14 protein-coding genes and 1 pseudogene are annotated in these 19,692 nt (G+C 57.7%); 5 read left to right on the top strand and 10 right to left on the bottom strand.

What is annotated here, in order from left to right:
* Positions 1-429: 429 nt before the first annotated feature.
* The 4 genes from ACONT6_RS11290 to purM form a co-directional block, all read right to left on the bottom strand.
* The gene (locus ACONT6_RS11290) at positions 430-1,896 is read right to left on the bottom strand and encodes an OmpP1/FadL family transporter (protein WP_428818621.1); all 1,467 of its coding nucleotides are present in this window, start codon (positions 1,894-1,896) and stop codon (positions 430-432) included.
* Between the two features lie 395 nt (positions 1,897-2,291).
* On the bottom strand, positions 2,292-3,059 hold the full coding sequence (locus ACONT6_RS11285; RefSeq protein ID WP_428818620.1) for a DUF3108 domain-containing protein: 768 nt from the start codon (positions 3,057-3,059) through the stop codon (positions 2,292-2,294).
* A 61-nt stretch (positions 3,060-3,120) separates the two neighbouring features.
* Entirely contained in the window at positions 3,121-3,780 is a 660-nt protein-coding gene (gene purN, locus ACONT6_RS11280) for a phosphoribosylglycinamide formyltransferase (protein ID WP_428818619.1), read from the bottom strand.
* 7 nt (positions 3,781-3,787) lie between these two features.
* Positions 3,788-4,861, bottom strand: a complete 1,074-nt coding sequence (gene purM, locus ACONT6_RS11275; RefSeq protein WP_428818618.1) for a phosphoribosylformylglycinamidine cyclo-ligase — start codon at positions 4,859-4,861, stop codon at positions 3,788-3,790.
* Between the two features lie 252 nt (positions 4,862-5,113).
* Between purM and ACONT6_RS11270 the strand changes: the two genes are divergently transcribed.
* From ACONT6_RS11270 to sodC, 3 genes are all read left to right on the top strand, one after another.
* Positions 5,114-6,211, top strand: coding sequence for a DUF2066 domain-containing protein (locus ACONT6_RS11270; protein WP_428818617.1), 1,098 nt, complete (start codon positions 5,114-5,116; stop codon positions 6,209-6,211).
* 3 nt (positions 6,212-6,214) lie between these two features.
* A complete protein-coding gene (hda, locus tag ACONT6_RS11265) occupies positions 6,215-6,949 on the top strand; it encodes a DnaA regulatory inactivator Hda (RefSeq protein WP_181252693.1) in 735 nt (244 codons plus the stop codon).
* A 130-nt stretch (positions 6,950-7,079) separates the two neighbouring features.
* Positions 7,080-7,607 (top strand): superoxide dismutase [Cu-Zn] SodC, encoded by a 528-nt coding sequence (gene sodC / locus ACONT6_RS11260; RefSeq protein ID WP_428818616.1) that lies wholly within the window; start codon positions 7,080-7,082, stop codon positions 7,605-7,607.
* On the opposite strand, the gene ACONT6_RS11255 is transcribed toward sodC, so the two are convergent.
* From ACONT6_RS11255 to ACONT6_RS11230, 6 genes and pseudogenes are all read right to left on the bottom strand, one after another.
* Entirely contained in the window at positions 7,601-8,956 is a 1,356-nt protein-coding gene (locus ACONT6_RS11255; RefSeq protein WP_428818615.1) for a catalase family protein, read from the bottom strand. The genes sodC and ACONT6_RS11255 overlap by 7 nt on opposite strands.
* Positions 8,953-11,037, bottom strand: coding sequence for a di-heme-cytochrome C peroxidase (locus tag ACONT6_RS11250; RefSeq protein WP_428818614.1), 2,085 nt, complete (start codon positions 11,035-11,037; stop codon positions 8,953-8,955). The genes ACONT6_RS11255 and ACONT6_RS11250 overlap by 4 nt, the downstream gene beginning before the upstream one ends.
* A gap of 201 nt (positions 11,038-11,238) precedes the next feature.
* The gene (locus tag ACONT6_RS11245; RefSeq protein WP_428821507.1) at positions 11,239-13,275 is read right to left on the bottom strand and encodes a YadA-like family protein; all 2,037 of its coding nucleotides are present in this window, start codon (positions 13,273-13,275) and stop codon (positions 11,239-11,241) included.
* Between the two features lie 75 nt (positions 13,276-13,350).
* Positions 13,351-13,617, bottom strand: a pseudogene (locus ACONT6_RS11240) (hypothetical protein); the annotation flags it as partial.
* Between the two features lie 326 nt (positions 13,618-13,943).
* A complete protein-coding gene (locus ACONT6_RS11235) occupies positions 13,944-15,845 on the bottom strand; it encodes a DUF885 domain-containing protein (protein WP_428818613.1) in 1,902 nt (633 codons plus the stop codon).
* Between the two features lie 198 nt (positions 15,846-16,043).
* Positions 16,044-16,625 (bottom strand): superoxide dismutase, encoded by a 582-nt coding sequence (locus tag ACONT6_RS11230; RefSeq protein WP_078084125.1) that lies wholly within the window; start codon positions 16,623-16,625, stop codon positions 16,044-16,046.
* Between the two features lie 319 nt (positions 16,626-16,944).
* On the opposite strand from ACONT6_RS11230, the gene ACONT6_RS11225 reads away from it, so the two are divergent.
* Both ACONT6_RS11225 and ACONT6_RS11220 read left to right on the top strand, forming a co-directional pair.
* A complete protein-coding gene (locus tag ACONT6_RS11225; protein WP_428818612.1) occupies positions 16,945-17,703 on the top strand; it encodes a hypothetical protein in 759 nt (252 codons plus the stop codon).
* 185 nt (positions 17,704-17,888) lie between these two features.
* On the top strand, positions 17,889-19,397 hold the full coding sequence (locus ACONT6_RS11220; protein WP_181252698.1) for a fumarate hydratase: 1,509 nt from the start codon (positions 17,889-17,891) through the stop codon (positions 19,395-19,397).
* The last annotated feature ends 295 nt before the right edge of the window (positions 19,398-19,692 follow it).

The following is a 19,692-nucleotide window of genomic DNA, read 5'->3' as shown; positions in this document are numbered from 1 at the left end:
CACCGGAGATAAACGCGTGGGCCGTGTATGGGCAGAGATCTACTCGGTACGAAGGTTGAGATCTAGTTAGGTGCGATGGTGTAACTTATTGTATTTGCAATAGATTTTGAGTAGATCCTGGCAAGGGGGTATTCCTGGCTGACATTGATCTAGCTGCTGCGGCAGGATAAGTAAGTGAGGTGGGAAGGCGCGCCAGAGGTGTGTCGAGGTGCGATTTTGATCGCTTCGTTGCGGTGTTGATTCGGCGTCAATGTGGTTCCAATGTGGTGCCGACGGAATAATCTTGGTGCATGGCGAAAATCGGGCTGGGCGCTTTCGGTGCGAACTGGCGGGGTGATTTGGTGCATGCGCATTAAAAGCGGGCGCAAGTGGGCAAAAAAAACCGGGCACTGAGGCCCGGTTTGAAAGCAAGTTCTGACGTTACCTGTTTCAGAAACTGTAATTTAGAGAGGCGCCTACCAACCAGGCTTCCAGGTTGGTGGTACCGCCGTCAAAGTAAGTGCCAAGCCCAACATCCGGAGTCAGAGGCAGTGCCTGGAATTCCTGGATGCGTTCATCGTCACCCCACAGATAAGCCAGACCACCGTCGATGCTCAGCTGATTGTTGACTTTGTAGGTACCACCGAAAGTTACCCACTGGCGATCTGCATCGGGGATGGAGAGGGTGCGCCAGGTTACCGGCAGACCCTGGCCAGCGCCCAGGCCGAATGCGGCGGACTCTGCGATGGCGTCGTTGTTGAAGCCATCTCTAGCGGCGCCGTTGTCGTAGGCGTAACCAACACGCCAAGTCACTTCATCACAGGGGTAGTATTCAACCCCGAGGCTGTAGCGCCAGCCACTTTTGAAGTTTTCTTCCTTAATTTTTAGCGGGTTGTATTCCGGGAAGGGTTGACCGTTGACGCGCTGGCGGGGGAAGAAGGCTTCCAGGCGTTGGAAATCGTCCCAATCTGTCCACATGGCTCCGAGAGCTACGCCCCATTCATCGTGGAAGCGATGGTAAAGTCCCAGTTCGAGCGTGTCTGGCAGATCGAGCGTCAGATTTGCACGCTCATTGTCAAACGGGAGCCCGGTGTTGACACTGGTTAACAGATCCGAATTTACGTCGGCCTCGATTTCAGGGTCCAGTTCTGACTGGTACGAAACACCGATATGGGTGCGGCCGTCTACGCTGCGCCACAGCATGCCTACGCTCCAGCCATATTCCCAGTCATCGCCATCGGCATCAAGGATACGCGCATTTGAAACAGGGCCACCCAGTACCTGTTCAGCCAGTGGGTCCAGCAGGAAGTTATTAGGTACTTTGCTCTTCAGCGTAGCGTCCGCATACAGGATATTCGCGGATACACCGATGCTGAACTGGTCGTTCCAGTCGAAGGCAACAGAAGGAGCAATATTAACGGACAGTAGTTCGGTTTTGTCAGCGATGTGGGTGACCGGCCAGCTGCTGTTGAAGTCGGTTTCCAGACCATAGTCGGTATTCATCGCCAACCCGAAAGACCAGCAATCGTCAAAGGGCACTGCAAGATAGGCGTTGGGTACCACGGCGCTACTTGCGTAGTCATCTGCGGTATCAAAAATGGAACCCGCGAGGCTCGGGCCTGTAGCGGTGAGCAGGTAGTAATCGGTGGTGCCGGCCGCATCGATTTCAGGATTTACGTAGGTAGCACCAATAGAAAAGGCCATCTCGTTAAACAACGCGGAACCCGCCGGGTTGCGAGCGAGAATAGCCGCGTTATCGCCGATGGCATTTTCCGCGGCAAAGGCGCGGCCCAGTCCAGAAGTGCTGGATTCCTGAAGGGCAAAGCCCGCTGCCATAGCACCACTAGAAAAAGTACCAGCGGATACGGAACAGATTGCGGCGGCCAATGCGGCTTTGCGCAGAGTTTTGATAGTCATGGGTTTCCACTCTATTTGCTGAATTGTGTGCCAACGGGAAAACTGCCCAATTTTTCACAGAGAAGCTTTTCCGGAAAAAATTGTTTAAAGCAAACAAATTCCTAGTAGACGAAGTCTAGCAGTGCCAAATTCACCTACTTGCTAAAACGAGCGTCTTTATAGTGACGAGTAGCGGAAAAATCTACCGCTTGACGTATTTTTTTTGGAGAGTGTGAAAAAAATTTATGAAATTTTTTGTCGATTTGTTTCGGGGAGGTTTTTGCAAAGAAGATTGGTATTTTTTGACCTTCTTTTAGTCGGTGCTTTTCGAGTGGCGGGCGGTCGCGATCCTTGATGGATAGCGCGACCGGTTGATGTGAAGAGCGTGAAAAATTGTGAGCTGGCTGACAGAAGAATTATTGATCGACGTTAACTTCTCGACCGTCAATGGATAGTTTCGTCAGGGTGATCTGGTAGCTCTTGCCATCTTCGTATTGCTTGAGTTTTACCAGCGCGTAATTCCATTGCGGGGCGAACCAGATATTGGTGACGCGCTCCGCGTCCTCTTCACGGACACGCTGCACCTTGATGGTTTCCACCGCGCCCATGGGCGTTTTCACTGTCTCTTTGCCCGCCACACGAAACTCGTATTCACGAACCCTCTTGCCGTCGGCTACCTGGTACTTCAGTGGTGTTTTGCCGTTGGCGACATCCATTGCCAGCTGCAACTGATAACTGATTTTGTCCTGGATATTGGCGGGCGCCTTTTCGATGCTGTGAGATTTGTCGTAAACATTGACCACGCGGCTGGCGCCATCTTCAAAACTCAGCGCTGTGTGGCGATCCTTGCCGAGGCCGGATTTCTGGTAATCGTAGTGTTGTGGTACCAGACGCTGCCCCTGTTGGGCGAAGCGGGAGTACTCCTCGATTTTGGCAAACATGGAGTGGGCGGAAAAATCCAGCCGCCAGCTGGTAGGAGAGCCACTGAGTTTGCGCTCTGCGGTTACCCCAAAGCCGCTGAATTCGGCTTTGTAGGTGGCGGTAAATGGCTGGAGTACCTGGGATTTGGCGGTTGTCGCTGTTTCAGCCTGGCTGAGAGGGGTCAACGGCGCGAGGGCCAACAGGGATAGAAAGGAAAACAGCGAGCTGCTGATGATTTTTTTGCGCAGTACGTTGGGAGTCAAGGTTCCACCTCCGGCCTGAATGTCTGATTCCGTGATTCAGGCCGAAAGTGTAGTCGGCCTGTCAGTCGAGGCGTTTGCCGCTGCGTGGCAGCAGCTCGCCATCCAGCTCGGCGCGATCGCCGGCCATCTTCAACCGCCCCTGGGCGAACCAGGTAGCGGCCATCGGATAGATGATATGTTCCTGTACCTGAACACGCTGTGAAAGTGTGCCCGCGTCATCACCCGCCTCGATGGGCACGGCGGCCTGTAGTACAGGCGGGCCACCATCCAGCTCTTCAGTGACAAAGTGTACCGTCGCGCCGTGTTCGCTGTCACCGGCGTCCAGTGCGCGCTGGTGTGTGTGCAGGCCCTGGTACTTGGGCAGCAGAGAGGGGTGAATGTTCAACATGCGGCCGCTGTAATGGCGCACAAACCCGGGAGTGAGGATGCGCATAAAGCCGGCCAGTATCACCAGATCCGGCTCGTAGGCGTCAATTACCTCAATCATCGCCTGATCGAAGCTTTCGCGATCGGAGAAGTCCCGGTGGCTGAGCACCTCGGTGGCGACCCCGGCACTCTTTGCCCGGGTCAGGCCGTAGGCGTCCGCTTTGTTACTGATTACGGCTTCGATGCTGTAATCGCACTCGGCTGCCGTTACTGCATCCAGGAATGCCTGCAGGTTGGTGCCGCTTCCCGAGATCAGGACTACCGCGCGGCACTTGCTGGAAGATGGATTCGACATCGTAGGATTACAGTCCCGCCAGCTCGACAGCTTCACCGGTGTCGCCTTCGGCGGCGGTCTCGATACTGCCGACAATAAAGGCGTCCTCACCCAGTTCCTTCAGCTTGGCTACGGCCTTGTCTGCTTCTGCTGCCGGCACGCAGATCACCATGCCCACGCCGCAGTTGAAGGTGCGGTACATTTCGCGACCTTCGATATTGCCGGCTTCCTGCAGCCAGCGGAATACCGGAGGCAGGTCCCAGCTCTTGGTGTCGATTACCGCGCGCGCGTTCTCCGGGAGTACCCGCGGCAGGTTTTCCAGCAGGCCGCCGCCGGTGATGTGGCTGAGCGCATTAACCTGAACTTCTTTCATCAGGGTCAGCAGGCTCTTCACATAGATGCGGGTCGGCGCCATCAGGGATTCCGCGAGGGTTTTGCCCTCGAGATCTTTGTGCAGGTCGGCACCGCTGATTTCCAGTACCTTGCGGATCAGGGAGTAGCCGTTGGAGTGGGGGCCGGAAGCGCCGAGGCCGATCAGCTTGTCGCCGGCCTGTACTTTGGAGCCGTCGATGATCTCCGACTTTTCTACCACGCCGACACAGAAACCGGCCAGGTCGTAGTCGTCGCCCTCGTACATGCCGGGCATTTCCGCGGTTTCACCGCCGACCAGTGCAGCGCCGGCCAGCTCACAGCCCTTGCCGATACCCGCGACGACGTCGGCGGCAATGTCGACATTGAGCTTGCCGGTGGCGTAGTAATCGAGGAAGAACAGGGGTTCTGCACCGGCGACTACCAGATCATTGACACACATGGCGACCAGGTCGATGCCGATGGTGTCGTGGATGCCGAGATCCATCGCCAGGCGCAGCTTGGTGCCGACGCCGTCGGTGCCGGAGACCAGCACTGGCTGCTTGTAGCCGCTGGGCAGCTCGCACAGGGCGCCGAAGCCGCCGAGGCCGCCCATCACTTCCGGGCGCGCGGTGCGCTTGGCAACATGCTTGATGCGCTCAACCAGGGCATTTCCCGCGTCGATATCGACACCGGCGTCCTTGTAGCTGAGGGAAGGGCTAGTGGAGGAAGAGTTCGGCTTGGAGTCGCTCATGGTTCAACCTGTTAAGGGCCTGTTTGGAAGGGCGCGTATTCTAGTGGAAAATTGCCCGAATGTGCGAACTGAAGGCTGGGAGAAACAGCCGACACTGATACAATAGCCGGTAATTGACTGCCGAGGCTCGTCTTCGGCGTGTGAGCGCACCACCTGTTTTCGGGTATCGGCGCCCCTGAGGGGCCTGATCTGGTGCGAATCTGCGCAGGGATGTGCATCTGTAATATAAAGAGGTAAGGGGACCGCGAGCCAATGCCATCGATCATAAACCCCCGGGTGCTGCTCTGTTTTTCGCTGCTGCTGGCAGTATTCATGTCTGCTCTGCCGGCATCCGCACGGGTGATGCCGGATCTGTACGAGGTGAGTGAGGCGGTCTCGAGCCGCGGCACCACCGACCGCGCTGGGGCCACCAGCCGCGGCCTGGAGCGGGTCTTCATTCGGGTAACCGGCGACCAGAACGTGGGGAACAACCCCAAACTGGCACCAGTGCTCAAGCAGGCACAGAAGTACGTCCAGAGCTATCGCTACGATACCGACGACAACCAGCTGTTTCTGCAATTGACGTTCGACCCGCAGGCGGTGAACGACCTGGTGCACCAGTTGCAGCTGCCCCTGTGGCCCAACAACCGCCCGGGCACCCTGGTGTGGATGGCGGTGGATACCCTCCAGAGTGGCCGCGATACCCTGCGCCAGGAAGATTATCCCGAACTGTTCGGTCTGCTCGATGGCCTGGCGCTGGAGCGCGGCCTGCCACTGGACTTCCCGGTCATGGACCTGAACGACCAGAGCAATATGCCGCTTGGAGCGCTCTGGGCCCAGGACGAGAGCGCCGCGCAACGCGCCGGAGTGCGTTACCGCCCCGACGCCACGCTGATGGGACGCCTGCTGCAGACTTCCGGGCAGCGCTGGCAGGCCAACTGGCTGCTGATTCATGGCGGCCGCAGCTACGCGTTTGATGCCAGCGGCTCCTCCCTCGAGGAAGTTGCCCTGCGCGGGGTGAACGAAGCGGCCAACCAGCTCGCAGAGCGTTACGCAGTGCGCACCGACGATACCGGTGTCGCCAGTGCGGTACTGGTGGAGATTTCTGGCATCCGCAGCTTTGCGGATTACTCCAGTGCAACCAAGTATCTGCAGGGCCTGGCCCAGGTGAGCAGTGCGGATGTGCTGGCGGTGAATGGCGATCGCCTGACCCTGGCACTCACGACCAGTACCCAGCTTGAGTCCCTGCGGGATGTGCTGGCGTTGAATCGCAATCTGCAGCTGTCCAGAGACGACGGGCTGGTGGATCTGTCCGGCTACCGTGCTCCACTCGGCAGTGCCCAGAACCCCCTGCGTTACAACTGGCAGTAACCCGTGTCTGATAGCAGTAAATCCGGTGGCGTTCCACAACAGCTCTCGCTGGGGGTATCCCTGCGGGACGACGCCACCTTCGCCAATTTTTTTCGCTCTCCCGATGACGGCAACCGCCAGGTAGTGGACCTGCTGCGGGCCTTTGCCAGCGGCGACAATACCGAGCAGGCGATTTTCCTGTGGGGGGAATCCGGCAGCGGGATCACGCATCTTCTGCAGTCGGTGTGCCAGGTGGCGGAGAGTGCAGGGCGCCGTTTCCAGTATCTGCCGCTGATGGATCTGATCGAGGCCAATCCCGAGGTCATCGTGGAAGGGCTCGAATATCTGGATCTCGTGTGTATCGACGACCTGCACCTGATAGAGGGGCGGGAGAACTGGCAAACCGCGCTGTTTCACTTGTACAACCGTCTGCGCGATAGCGGCCGCCAGTTGCTGTTGGGGGCGCGCAAGTCTCCGCGCGGGCTTGATCTGGAGCTGGCGGACTTGAAATCGCGCCTGCAGTGGGGGCTGACCTTCCAGCTGCACCCGCTGAGTGATGCGGACAAGCTGGCGGCTTTGCGCCAGCGCAGCCGTCTGCGCGGTTTTGACCTGCCGGAGGATGTGGCCCTGTACATCCTGCACCGGGCGCCGCGGGATACCCGTGCATTATTTGCCTGCCTGGAGCAGCTGGATCGCGCCTCGTTACAGGCCCAGCGCAAGATCACCATTCCCTTCGTAAAACAGGTCCTCAATATCTGAGCCTGTATCCCGGACGGTCGCCGATTGGCGGCCGCTCCCGCTTTTGGCATTTACTTCTACACTGTTAGCAATTGCGTGAATTTATCCGCCGGAGACTTTTGCGGTTGCCGGCTTGCAGTGGAGGAATGTCATGAATCATCTCGCCAGAACGATTGTTGCGGGGGCCCTGGCCGGTGGCCTGGCGCTGACCGCCCATGCGGAAACCGTGGTCAGTGTGCTGAAACTCGATAGCTCGGGTGTAGGTTCAATGCTGGGCACCGTCACGATTACCGAGTCCCCGCACGGACTGGTATTCACTCCGAGCCTGAAAGGGTTGCCCAGTGGTCTGCATGGCTTCCATCTGCACGAAAACGGCAGTTGTGAGCCGGCGATGAAAGATGGCAAGAAAGTGCCGGGGCTGGCTGCGGGCAGCCACTACGATCCGAAAAAAACCGGCCAGCACGGTATGCCCTGGGGCGATGGCCACTTGGGAGACCTGCCGGCGCTGTATGTGGACAACGACGGCAATGCATCCGAGCCAGTGCTGGCGCCGCGCCTGAAAAAGTCCGATCTCAAGGGGCGCGCACTGGTGATCCATGCCGGCGGCGACAACTATTCGGATAATCCCAAGCCGCTCGGCGGAGGCGGTGCTCGCTTCGCCTGCGGGGTGATTCAGTAAGTCGTTGCCGCTTCCTGCGCAACTTCGCCATAGCCGCCAGTACCGCACTGGCTGCTCGCCGCGCTGCCGTCCGACGGCTGGTACAGGTGGTCAAAGCAGCGCGCAAGCGGCCAGGTGGGCTTGGTGATATTCAATCCCTGCCGTGGCGTGCATGGCTGATCTGAGCCCGCTATGCACCAGTCGACGGGTTCCTGTTGCGGCGCCTCATTGCGCTGGTGGCGGAACTCGGACACCGCGTGATAGACCAGCCGTCGGGCCCGGTTGAGGCTGCCGAGCGGCTCCCATTTTCCGACTGCGCGCCAGGGGTTCATGGACAGGTTTTCACAGAATTGCTGCTGGGCTTCCCCGGTGAAGGTTTGCGGCGGAATGTGAATACGCGCGATGGGGACAAACGGCGCGGCCGATTCCTCCCAGATCACCGTGGCATCATCTAGTGGCATGTCTGCCACCGCGTCGCCGGTGGCTCGCGGTTGTACCATAAACTCAAAGCAGGCTGAGCCGGATTCCAGCGTAGTGGCCATTTGCCGAGTGAGGAAATCATCCGCGGTTTTGTCCGCATCCGCAGAGTAGTGGACGCCGGCACAGGGGCGACTCGAAAATTTCACCGTGGTTTCGCCGAGCTGATAGGGCAGCATGGAAAAATATTGCTCCGCCAGCGGATTGTCGATTTGCGAAGACACCGTTTGGTAGGCGCGCAGCATTTCCTGCAGATGCAGCCGCGGCGGCCACAGATTGATAAACCAGCCCCGACGGTCCAGCTTGGCCAGGTGCTGCATATTTTCCGCGTAGTCAAAAATATTGCGGTTAAAGAAGGCCGGCGTATTGGTCATGATGAAGTCCTGGTTACCGTCGCCCAGTTCCGGTGCGATCACCGATCCTTCGGCCCCCATCACTTTTACCGCCATCCCCCTGGCATCGCCCTTGCTGTCCGGTTGAACCAGCATGTCGCCGTTGGAAAAGCGGATCCAGGCCTTGTAGGTCTGTCCCGGTTGGGCAAAGACACTGTGCTGGAACTGCGCCGGAATATCCCCGTTGACTTCGAACTCCGCACGCAGACACCCGGTCGCCTTGGCATGGGCATCACGGCGGTAGTGATCGCCATATTCCGGACCGTTGTGCTGGTGGGCGATGCGGGAAATCTCCCGAGCCGAAACGATCGCCGAGGCGATGGCTTCCCGCTCGTCTGCGGATACATCCATTCCCAGCTTTTCGATACTTTCATCCAGCGCTTTAGCAATTTCTGGCTCACCGGAGTAGGGGCTTTGTACAGACCAGGCTTGCTTGGTAGTGAGCGCACCGAAGACGCACGCGAGCGCGACGGCGCGTCCGCTGGTAGATATCCAGTTCATCGGGATTCCCCCCGTGCCGCCAACTGTGCACTGGAAGAGTGGCGGAACTGATCGCAGGCCAGCTCACCGATGGCACTGTCGGGCGCTGCCGGGTACTGGTCCCAGTTTTGCGGATCTCCACCGAGCGCCTCGGAAAAGTCCGGGTTGCCCATCACCTTGAGATACTCGAGCAGCGCCATACGCTCGCCTTCGTCGAGGCGTTTGCCTATTCGCCCGTCCACGTCGGCATCCGTAAACAGGTGGCCGCTGTTGTTGTTGCCGGTTTGCGTGGTGTCGAATTCAAAGCTGCCCGGGCGCAGGTCGGTGATATAGCCGAGCTTGTTTGGATTGTATTCCCGGTGGCCAACACCGAAACGCACCGGGCGCGCCTCAAGCGGAGACAAGAGATCGTAAATGGTGGGTACGGAACCGTTGTGCAGGAACGGTGGGGTGGCCCAGACGCCGTGCAATGGACGCGCCTTGTAGGCGGTCTTGTTGACGATGCGGAAGGGCACGTTAAGCCCATCGTAATCCGCCACCCCGTTGTTGTCCGCGGAAATATCATTGTTAGCATACAGAACCGGCACCAGCGTATTCAGCAACAGCTGCAACCCGTCGCCCGCATTGACCCGGCGATTTTCTGCATCATTAGGATCTGTCGGGTCTCGCGGTACCAGGGGGCCCGGATCGAAGGTGTGATTGACGTAATTTTTCGCTGCGGTGGCGTCGGTGCCGATCACGCTGACGTCAATCCAGGGGATTGCCCACATCGACTCGCGCCAGTCCTCGCGCACCGGACGGTTTTGCTCGTCATAGGAAACTTGCCCGGACATATCCCACTGCCAGTTGACGCTGCGCTGGCCTGCGGGGTTGTCTTCGGGGCCAGCGGCCAGTGACCATGCGTATGGCTTGGACTCGTGGGGGCCATGGCAGTGGGCACACTGGTCGGCGAACAGGTTCTTGCCGCGACGCGCCTGTTGGATATCGATTTTACCCAGCACATCCTCCGGCCATTTCGGCGGCCGCAGTTTGCGCAGCGTGGTCTCGATACACTGCATGCCTTCCACATTGATGGTGGACTGGCCGAATTCCCCCTCGGGCAGTAGCGCGCCGGTTTCGTCCACCAGTTTTACCGGCGCCATCACGCCCAGGCTTTCGCCCACGTTGCGCGCCATGGCCTGGTTGGTGAAACCGGTATATTGCACCCAGTCGAAGCGCCAGATGTCCCACAGGAACGGGTAGCTGACCGGTGCATCGGCCTTGGTATAGTTGTCTTCAATACCCAGGTTGTAGCCGAATACGACATTGGCAATCCGGCCCACCGCATCGGTGCGCCCGCGGCCTTCGGTGGTGGGGAAATTGTCCGGGTTCCCTGGCCCCTTGGCGAACTCGAAAAAGCGTTTGCGGAAAGCCGCGAAGTCTTTTTTCAGCTGCCGGCGCTGTTCAGGATCGTCGCCGGCCACACTATCCGCGAAGCGGTTCCATTTGGCCGGATTGAACATCATCTCCACGGCAGTGACGCCCAGGGAGTGGGTAAACTCGCCGGGGGCACCGGTAGACATCCCGTGTATCGCCTGGCCCCCGTCCACGCGCAGCGCTGTGCCCTTGTAGTGCAGCTCTCCGGTGTGGCAGAGCGCACAGCCCAGGTCCAGGCGTACCGAGTCATCTTCCGGATTGACGTGATGTCCCATACCCACCGGGTGCACTCCCAGGTCCGGCTCGCTGGCCTTTTCGGGTTCGACGATAAACCCCCAGCCGCGCATGTTTTCGGCGCTGGCCAGCTTTTCCTCTGAAAAGGGCAGTTCCAGGGCTTCCAGCCATTTGTAGTGCAACCCCTGTAACTCCGTTCCCTGCGGGGTGGAGTAGAACAGCTGGCGATCTTCCTCACTCCACCCCTGGTCCAGATAGCGAACCTCGGTGATCTCCTCGTTGGTGATATTGGGGGTGAAAAACTGGTGCGCGAATGAGCAGCCGACGAGGGTGCTCCCTGTGATTACCGCGGTGGCCAGTATGCGTAGGGCACTGCGCGGAAAGCTGCGGGAAATTGGGGAGGTTGCCCGGCCTTCGCGAAGGGGGCGACGGTGCTTGAGGGAAAAATCCATTTAGATGACTTTTGTGTTTGTTGTTATGCAGTTGTAGTTGCGACGTCCTGTCAGCGAACCTCAGCCGTGTAGTCGCAGCCGTTATATTGGTCTTCAAGAGTTGGCTATTGTAGCGTGACGCGGTACTCAAAAAAAAGCCGGGCCAACATGTCTGGCCCGGCGTAATAAAATTACTTCGTGTAATGTCAGTTGGTGCGCGGATCAGAGATCGAAGCCAAAACCGAAGCCACCGCCCGCTTCGTTGCCACTGAAGGCGCCGCCGAAGCTGAAACGACCGTTTTCCCCGATCGGACGTCCGTAGCCGATGGATACCGCACTCTCGCCATTAAGCCAGCCGGCACCGACGGCAATGCGGCCTTTGCACTCGCGCCAGTCGCGCCAGTTCTTGCAGTCTGCACCGCCCGCATTGATGGCGGACTGCTGCATGGCAATACCCATGGCTCCGATACGATCGACCCGGTCATTCACAACGTTCAGGCGTTTGTCGAATCCGTCCATGCGCCTGTTCAGCTGCTGCAGGTTTTCGAAATTGAAACCGGCCAGCTCGTTGATTTTATTGTCGGTATAGGTGTTGGCTTGATTGACCGCACTGCGTGTACCGCTGGCAACTTGCCGGTCGGTATAACTGTTCGCATTTGACAGCGTTTGCTGGCTTACCTGATTGGTGTATTGCTGGGCGCTCTGCAGAGCCTGAGATGCGCGCTGAGCAGCATTGCGGTCCGCTTGCTGCAGAGTGTTGCTCGTTTGTTGATCGGTGTAGCTGTTCGCATTAATCAAAGTCTGGTCTGACCTGCGTGCCGCGCGTTGTTCAACCTGATTTATCGCGCTGTCGACAGAGTTATCGGTGTAAGTGTTGGCTTTCTGCAAAGTATCTGTATCACCATCTGTAATCTTCTGCATCAGATTGCTATTCAGGTTGCTTACCGAGTTGTCGGTATAGGTATTTGCCTGCTGCAATGTCTGCTGATTACCGTCATCGATTTTCTGCATCAAATTGGTGTTGAGATTGCTGACTTCTGCATCGGTATAGTTATTAGCGTTGGTGAGCGTCTGCTGGTCGCCATCAGTGATTTGCTGAGACAGATTCTGGTTCAGGGAGTTGATCTCAGTGTCTGTGTAGTTATTAGCATTGGTCAGCGTTTGCTGGTCGCCATCAGTGATTTGCTGAGACAGATTCTGATCCAGGTTGTTGATCTCGGTGTCGGTATAGGTATTGGCGTTGGTTAGTGTCTGCTGATCCCCATCCGCTATCTGCTGTGACAGGTTCTGGTTCAGGTTGTTGACCTCAGTGTCGGTGTAGTTGTTGGCGTTGGTCAGCGTCTGCTGGTCGCCATCGGCAATTTGCTGTAACAGGTTTTGATTCAGGTTGTTGATTTCAGTATCCGTGTATTGATTGGCCTGATTCAGCGTGTTTGTAAGCCCATTTTCCAACTGATTGACGTTGACTGAGTCAGTTCCATTTTGGCCCTCGGCAACATTAGTGATTCGGCGTTCGGCGCCGGCACTGCCCACTGAAACGGTATTCGGTTCATCGGCGACCGAGGCATTACCTAGTGCTACGGAGTTGGTTTCAGTCGCTTGAGCATTTTGCCCCAGAGCCGTTGCGGATGTTCCTGATGCCGCTGCCCCCTGACCCAAAGCGGTGGCTCCGGGGCCTGAGGCGGTGGAGCTTTGCCCAAGTGCGGTAGAAGAACCTGCGGAAGCTGTGGCACCAGCACCAAATGCCGCCGAATTTGGCCCACTGCTGTTACTCGTATGACCAACTGCGACACTGTCTTGCCCGGAGGTTGATGCTCCCTGACCGAATGCCGCGCTATTGGCGCCGGCACTGGATGCGCCCTGGCCTACGGCTACGCTGTCTGCGCCTGCAGACTGAGCCAGTTGTCCTACCGCTGTACTATTGCTGCCGGACGCCGCTGACCCTACACCGAGGGCAGTGGACGATGTTCCCGTGGCCTGACTTTCCGCGCCAAAAGCCGCGGATTCTGCTTGGGTGGCTGTCGACGAACCGCCAATTGCCGTGGAATTGGCTCCTGTCGCCTGTGCGTTGACACCATACGCAGAGCTCGCACCACCACTTGCGATTGCCGTGTGCCCGGTTGCCGTATCCCCTGCAGAACTGGCTGCCGATCCGCTACCCAGGGCCGTTGAATTAAGTCCGGTCGCACCAGCGCCATTGCCGAAAGCGGATGAATCGCCGTCCGATGCGACGGCGGCATTGCCAACTGCAGTGCTCATGGATCCTGATGCTGTCGAGTCACTGCCGATAGAAGTGGCCGCTGTTCCTGTCGCATTTGCTCGAATACCGGTCGCAACGGAAGCCGCTCCTTGCGCTGTTGCATCGACACCCACAGCGGTGGCTCCCTCGCCACTGGCGGTCGCAGTTTCGCCAATTGCCGTTGTCTCTGGTTGATTCGCCGAAGCGCCATTGCCGACAGCCGTAGAAGAGATGCCACTTGCGCTTGCGTTGGTGCCACAGGCTACGGAATTCGGACCAGTGGCAGTTGCCCCATCGCCGGTATTGTTACCTATGCCTGCCTGCTCACACACAAATTGAGCGGATGTTGAGGTGGAAAACATCAGGCAGAAGGCGACACCAAATGCGCTGGGACAAATTACTCTGGAGAGAGTTTTGCGGGGAAAGCTTCTGGATGACGCGGGTGAGACAACGCGGGGAATCGACATCTGAGTCTTCCTTTACTGCTGGAACTCGTAGAGAGGCGCGTCCTGATTGCGCCGCAGGTCAAATATTAGTCAAGCAGTAACCTGTATTTTGAACAAGTCTCGAGGCGTAGTATCAGTCTGCTGACACTAAAATGGTCGCGGGGCTACAGGCAAAAAAATGCCGCAGCTTCGGGGGAAGCTGCGGCAATTACTTGCGGTCGATTTGGTGAGATATTGCAGGATCAGCCTTGTTGTTTCTCCTCTACCCACTTGCTAACCAGTTCTTCCAACACATCCAGTGGTACCGCCCCATTCGCCAGCACCACATCGTGGAATTCGCGGATATCGAACTTGTCTCCCAGTTCCTGTTTGGCGTTTTCGCGCAGTTCGACGATCTTCATCATGCCGATCTTGTACGCGGTGGCCTGGCCTGGCATTACGATGTAACGCTCAATGGCTTTGACCACGTCCCCCTGGGGGTTGGGGCTGTTTTCTGCCAGCCAGTCGATGGTTTCTTCGCGGGTCCATTTTTTGCTGTGCATGCCGGTGTCCACTACGAGACGGCAGGCGCGCCACAGTTCCATGGCCAGGCGGCCGAAGTCGGAGTAGGGGTCTTTGTAGAAGCCGATCTCTTTCGGCACCAGCTCTGAATACAGGCCCCAACCTTCGGTGTAGGCAGTGTAGCCACCGAACTTACGGAAGCTGGGGACGTTTTCCAGTTCCTGCATGATGGACAGCTGCATGTGGTGGCCCGGAATGCCTTCGTGGTAAGCGAGCGCTTCCATCTGGTAGGTGGGCATGCTGCTCATCTTGTACAGGTTGGCGTAGTAGATGCCCGGGCGAGAGCCGTCTGGGGCAGGGCGCTGGTAGAAGGCCTTACCGGCGGATTTCTCGCGGAAGGGCTCAACGGCTTTTACCACCAGGTCTGCTTTCGGCTTGGTGATAAACAGCTCGTCCAGGCGGCCTTTCATGGTGTCGATGATGGCGGTGGCTTCCTTCAGGTAGCGCTGTTTACCTTCTTCGGTTTCCGGGTAGTAGAACTGTTCGTCGGTGCGCATGAATTCGAAGAATTCCTGCAGGCTGCCCTCGAACTTCACCTGCTTCATGATCGCGCGCATTTCTTCGTGGATGCGTTTGACTTCGTCCAGGCCGGTCTGGTGGATCTGCTCGGCGGTCATGTCGGTGGTGGTGTAAACGTTCAGGCGGTGCTGGTAGAACTCGTCTCCGTCCGGGAGCTTCCAGGCACCGTCGTCGGTGGTGGCCTTTTTCTCCAGCTCGCCTAGGTAACCGATCAGTTTTTCGTAGGCAGGTTTGACGCTCTCCACCATGGCGGTTTTGGCCTGCTCTATCAGTTCGGATTTCTGTTCGTCACTGATGCTGAGCTTGTCGACCTTGCCCTTGAAGTCGGCGAACAGGGTGCTGTCTTTGCCGTCATCATAGGGCGCGCCGGTAATCAGGTTTTTGCCGTCGCTGATCACGTAGGGGAAAACAAATTTGGGCACGATCACGCCCTTGTCTGCACGCTCCTTCAGGTTTTCGATCAATTGATCGAAATGCGCGGGCAGGCCGTTCAGGCGGGAGATATAGGCTTCCGCGTCGGACAGGTCATCTACCCGGTGCTGGTTGATCAGCAGGGAGGCAACGCTGGTGTGCCCAGCGTACATCTGATTGACCGGGTAGGTGTGAAGGCGCCACTTCCAGCCCTCGATATCCTGCTCCAGATTGCGGATAGCCAGCTCCAGGGAGAGGCGGGTGGGGGCATCCAGTTGCGCCGGATCAATCTTTTTCAGCGCTTCCAGCTGACGCTTGTTGATCTCGTGGGTTTCCTTGGCGAACTCCGGGGAGTTATCGTCCCACTTGCCATAGTCTTCCTTGATACCCAGGAAGGTCTTGAACTCGGGGCTGCGGTTAACGTGGGTCTGGAACTGCTCTTCAAACAGTTCGTTGGTCTGGGCGATGACTTCCGGGTTGCCTTCGCTGGCCTGCGCGGATTCTGCGGCAGTACCGGATTGTGCTTCTGTGGATTGTGCACTCTCCGCGGCGGTGACCTCCGCAGTGTCTTCTGCGACTTTTTCTTCCCGGTCGCATCCAGTGATGGCCAGGGTGCTTATGGCGGCGGCCAGCAACGTCATCTTCAGCTTCATTTTGTGCTCTCAGCTTCTGTTTTTGAGGGATGATTGCTCTGTATGAGCGCATGGTGTTGTAACCATAACCCCGACAGGATGCAAATTCCGTGCACTGGTGCAGTCTGGCGCACGAAAGCAGCTGAGGTTGAATTGGGCATAAAAAAAGCGGGCCAGAGGCCCGCCTTTCGCGTCAGTGAACGCTTGCCCGATTGGTGATCAGGCGAAGTTCTGGTTCACGAACTCCCAGTTCAGCAGCGCCCAAAACGCTTCCATGTACTTCGGACGCGCGTTGCGGTAGTCGATGTAGTAGGCGTGTTCCCAGACGTCGCAGGTCAGCAGCGGAGTGACGCTGTCGTCGGTCAGCGGGGTTTCGGCGTTGGAGGTGTTGACGATAGCTACGGAGCCGTCGGCTTTTTTCACCAGCCAGGTCCAGCCGGAACCGAAGTTGTTCACCGCGCTGTTGGTGAACTCTTCTTTGAACTTGTCGAAAGAACCGAACGCAGCGTTGATCGCGTCGGCTACGGCACCGGTCGCTGCGCCACCGCCGTTCGGGCTCAGGCAGTTCCAGTAGAAAGTGTGGTTCCAGATCTGGGCTGCGTTATTGAATACACCGCCGGAGGAGGACTTGATCACTTCTTCCAGGGACTTGTCCGCGTCCGGAGTGCCGTCCAGCAGGCCGTTCAGCTTGTCGACGTAAGTCTTGTGGTGTTTGCCGTAGTGGTATTCCAGAGTCTCTTGAGAGATGTGCGGCTGCAGCGCATCCATAGCATAGGGGAGTTCGGGGAGAACATGTGCCATGTGATATTCCTTCCTTTGTCTGGGACCTGTACCGACCCAAGTACAGTAGCAGGTCAGTTATTGGTGGCAGGCATTCTACACCCGCTTGATGTCATTATTAAGCCGTTGGAATGAGCGGGAACGCCCCAATAGAGGCAAAACGTGCTGTCATTTGTAGTTAATTTCGAGAATGATTATCAATGACGGCACGGTCGGCCGTGTTTACTGTCCTATTCTGATAACTGGACCCGATTACTTTTTCGTCAGTTTTTGGTATAACTGCCGCTTATTTCTACCGTTTTCCGGCCCCTGAGGCCGCAAGCCAAAGCAGGACAACAGCATGCAACGTAGAGAGCCCACATTCGATGGCAGCAGCTCATCTTCTATGGACCCTCAGATCCCCAACGGCCCCGCTGGCGGACGTCCCCGCCACGTAGCGCCTCAGCCCTCTGTACCGGCTGCGGCCGAAGAGCGCGGTTCCGGTGGTGGCTCTTCTTTCCTGGCAATCGTGGCGCTATTGCTGGCGATGGCTGGCCTGGGCGGTGCGGGCTTCCTGTACACCCAGTGGCAAGACACCCGGGTTCAGCTGGTGGACGCGGAAGCGCGTATCGTGCAGCTGGAGAAGCGATTTGAGATGTCTGGCGAAGAATCCGCGGCTTCCGTAGAGGTTCTGAACGCCAAGGTAAAAGAGAACTCTTCTGAGATCCGCAAGCTGTGGGGGGTTTCCTACGATACCAACCGCAAGGACATCGCTGCCAACAAGGCTGCCGCGGCTTCTGCCAAGCAGCAAGTTGCCGCACTGTCCAAGAAAGTCAGCGGATTTGAGAGCAGCCTGAAGAAGGTGGCGGCGCTGGAGAGTGAGCTGGCCAAGCTGAAAGAGTCTACGGTCAGCGCTTCCCGCGACACTAAAGACAAAGTCACCAGCCTGGAACGTCAGCTGTCTTCTGTACGCGCAGACCTGACCGCCCGCGTCGGTGCCAACGAAGAAGCTGTGCAGTCCATCGACAGCTACCGTCGCACCGTGAACAAAGACCTGGTGCAACTGCGCGATGCCATTCGCAGCCTGCAGTCCAGCTCCAGTACCGCCTCTGCGCCCTGATCTGGGGCCGAGCGCAGTCTGAATAATGGTTAGCGGCGATATCATTCGCTGCTAACCATTCTCATTTTCATCTGCACTGCCTGTGCCGATATTTTCTCCCTTTCCTTGCTTCGCCTAATCAAACACCTGCAGATAATTCGTGTAAAATCGCCGCCTTCGAGACGAGACGACAACCGGAGCCGGCAATGACGATTATCCGCCAGGACGACCTGATCGACAGCGTGGCCGACGCGCTGCAGTTCATTTCTTATTACCATCCGCAGGATTTTATCCAGGCCCTGAACCAGGCCTATGAGAAGGAAGCCAACCCGGCGGCGAAAGACGCCATGGCCCAGATCCTGATCAACTCCCGCATGTGTGCCCAGGGCCATCGCCCCATCTGTCAGGACACCGGTATTGTGACCGTGAAACTGAAAGTGGGCATGAACGTTCAGTGGGACGCGGAGATGAGCGTGACCGACATGGTCAACGAAGGCGTCCGCCGCGCTTACAACAACCCGGATAACGTGCTGCGTGCCTCCATCCTGGAAGATCCGGATGGTGCCCGCAAAAACACAGGCGACAACACGCCGGCGGTCATCCACTACGAAATCGTGCCCGGTGATACCGTGGATGTATACGTGGCGGCCAAAGGGGGCGGCAGCGAGGCCAAGAGCAAGTTTGCCATGCTGAACCCGTCCGACTCTGTCGTGGACTGGGTGCTGGATATGGTGCCGAAGATGGGCGCTGGCTGGTGTCCGCCTGGCATGCTGGGTATCGGTGTCGGCGGCACCGCCGAGAAGGCGATGCTGCTGGCAAAAGAATCTCTGCTGGACCCGATCGATATCCAGGATCTGCAGGAGCGTGGTGCATCCAACCGCGCCGAAGAGCTGCGCCTGGAACTGTTCGACAAAGTGAACAAGCTGGGCATCGGCGCCCAGGGCCTGGGCGGCCTCACCACTGTACTGGACGTTAAGGTCAAAGACTTCCCGACCCACGCTGCCAACAAGGCCGTGGCCATCATCCCCAACTGTGCCGCTACCCGTCACACCCACTTCACCCTCGACGGTTCCGGCGCTGCGCGCCAGACCCCGCCGAAGCTGGAAGACTGGCCGGAAATCACCCGCGAAGCGGGCGGTAACACCCGTCGCGTGAATCTTGACGAAGTGACCGCGGAAGACGTGCTGAGCTGGCAGCCGGGCGATACCCTGCTGTTGAACGGCAAAATGCTGACCGGTCGCGACGCCGCACACAAGAAGATGGTGGATATCCTGGCCAAGGGCGAAAAACTGCCCGTGGACCTGACCGGCCGCTTTATCTACTACGTGGGCCCGGTGGATCCGGTACGCGAAGAAGTGGTTGGCCCTGCCGGCCCCACCACTGCTACCCGCATGGACAAGTTCACCCGTACCATGCTGGAAGAAACCGGCTTGCTGGGCATGATCGGTAAAGCCGAGCGCGGCCCCACCGCGATCGAAGCCATCCGCGATAACAAAGCGGTATACCTGATGGCCGTGGGCGGTGCAGCTTATCTCGTGGCCCAGGCGATCAAAGATGCCAAAGTCATCGCCTTCCCGGAACTGGGAATGGAAGCCATCTACGAGTTCGAGGTAGAAGACATGCCGGTAACCGTCGCTGTGGACAGCAATGGTGAGTCGGTACACAACACCGGTCCGGTGATCTGGAAGCACAAGATTGAAGAGGGCGCGGTGTAAGTCCGCTTCTTTTCAAAGACCTTAGAAAAGCCAGTCCCAGTTTTGGGGCTGGCTTTTTTTGTGTCTGGAGAGATGTTGGATGGTTGTCTCCGCCACTGTTTTGACTGCTTTTTGTGCAGTCAATGCCTTGATCAGAAGCCTACGGCTTGTGTGCATCTAACCGGATACGCTAACTTACTGATTTCCAAAGGGTCAGATAAAAACAAACAAGCCAATCGAGAAATAAGAACAAAAGCCATAGGCTTCTTTTGTTTTGAGCGCAAAAAATATATACGCGCTTAACTATCTGACTTAT

Origin of the sequence: Microbulbifer sp. MCCC 1A16149 (assembly GCF_050368945.1) — a bacterium.
GTDB lineage: Bacteria > Pseudomonadota > Gammaproteobacteria > Pseudomonadales > Cellvibrionaceae > Microbulbifer.
This window is presented reverse-complemented; position numbering and strand designations above follow the sequence as displayed.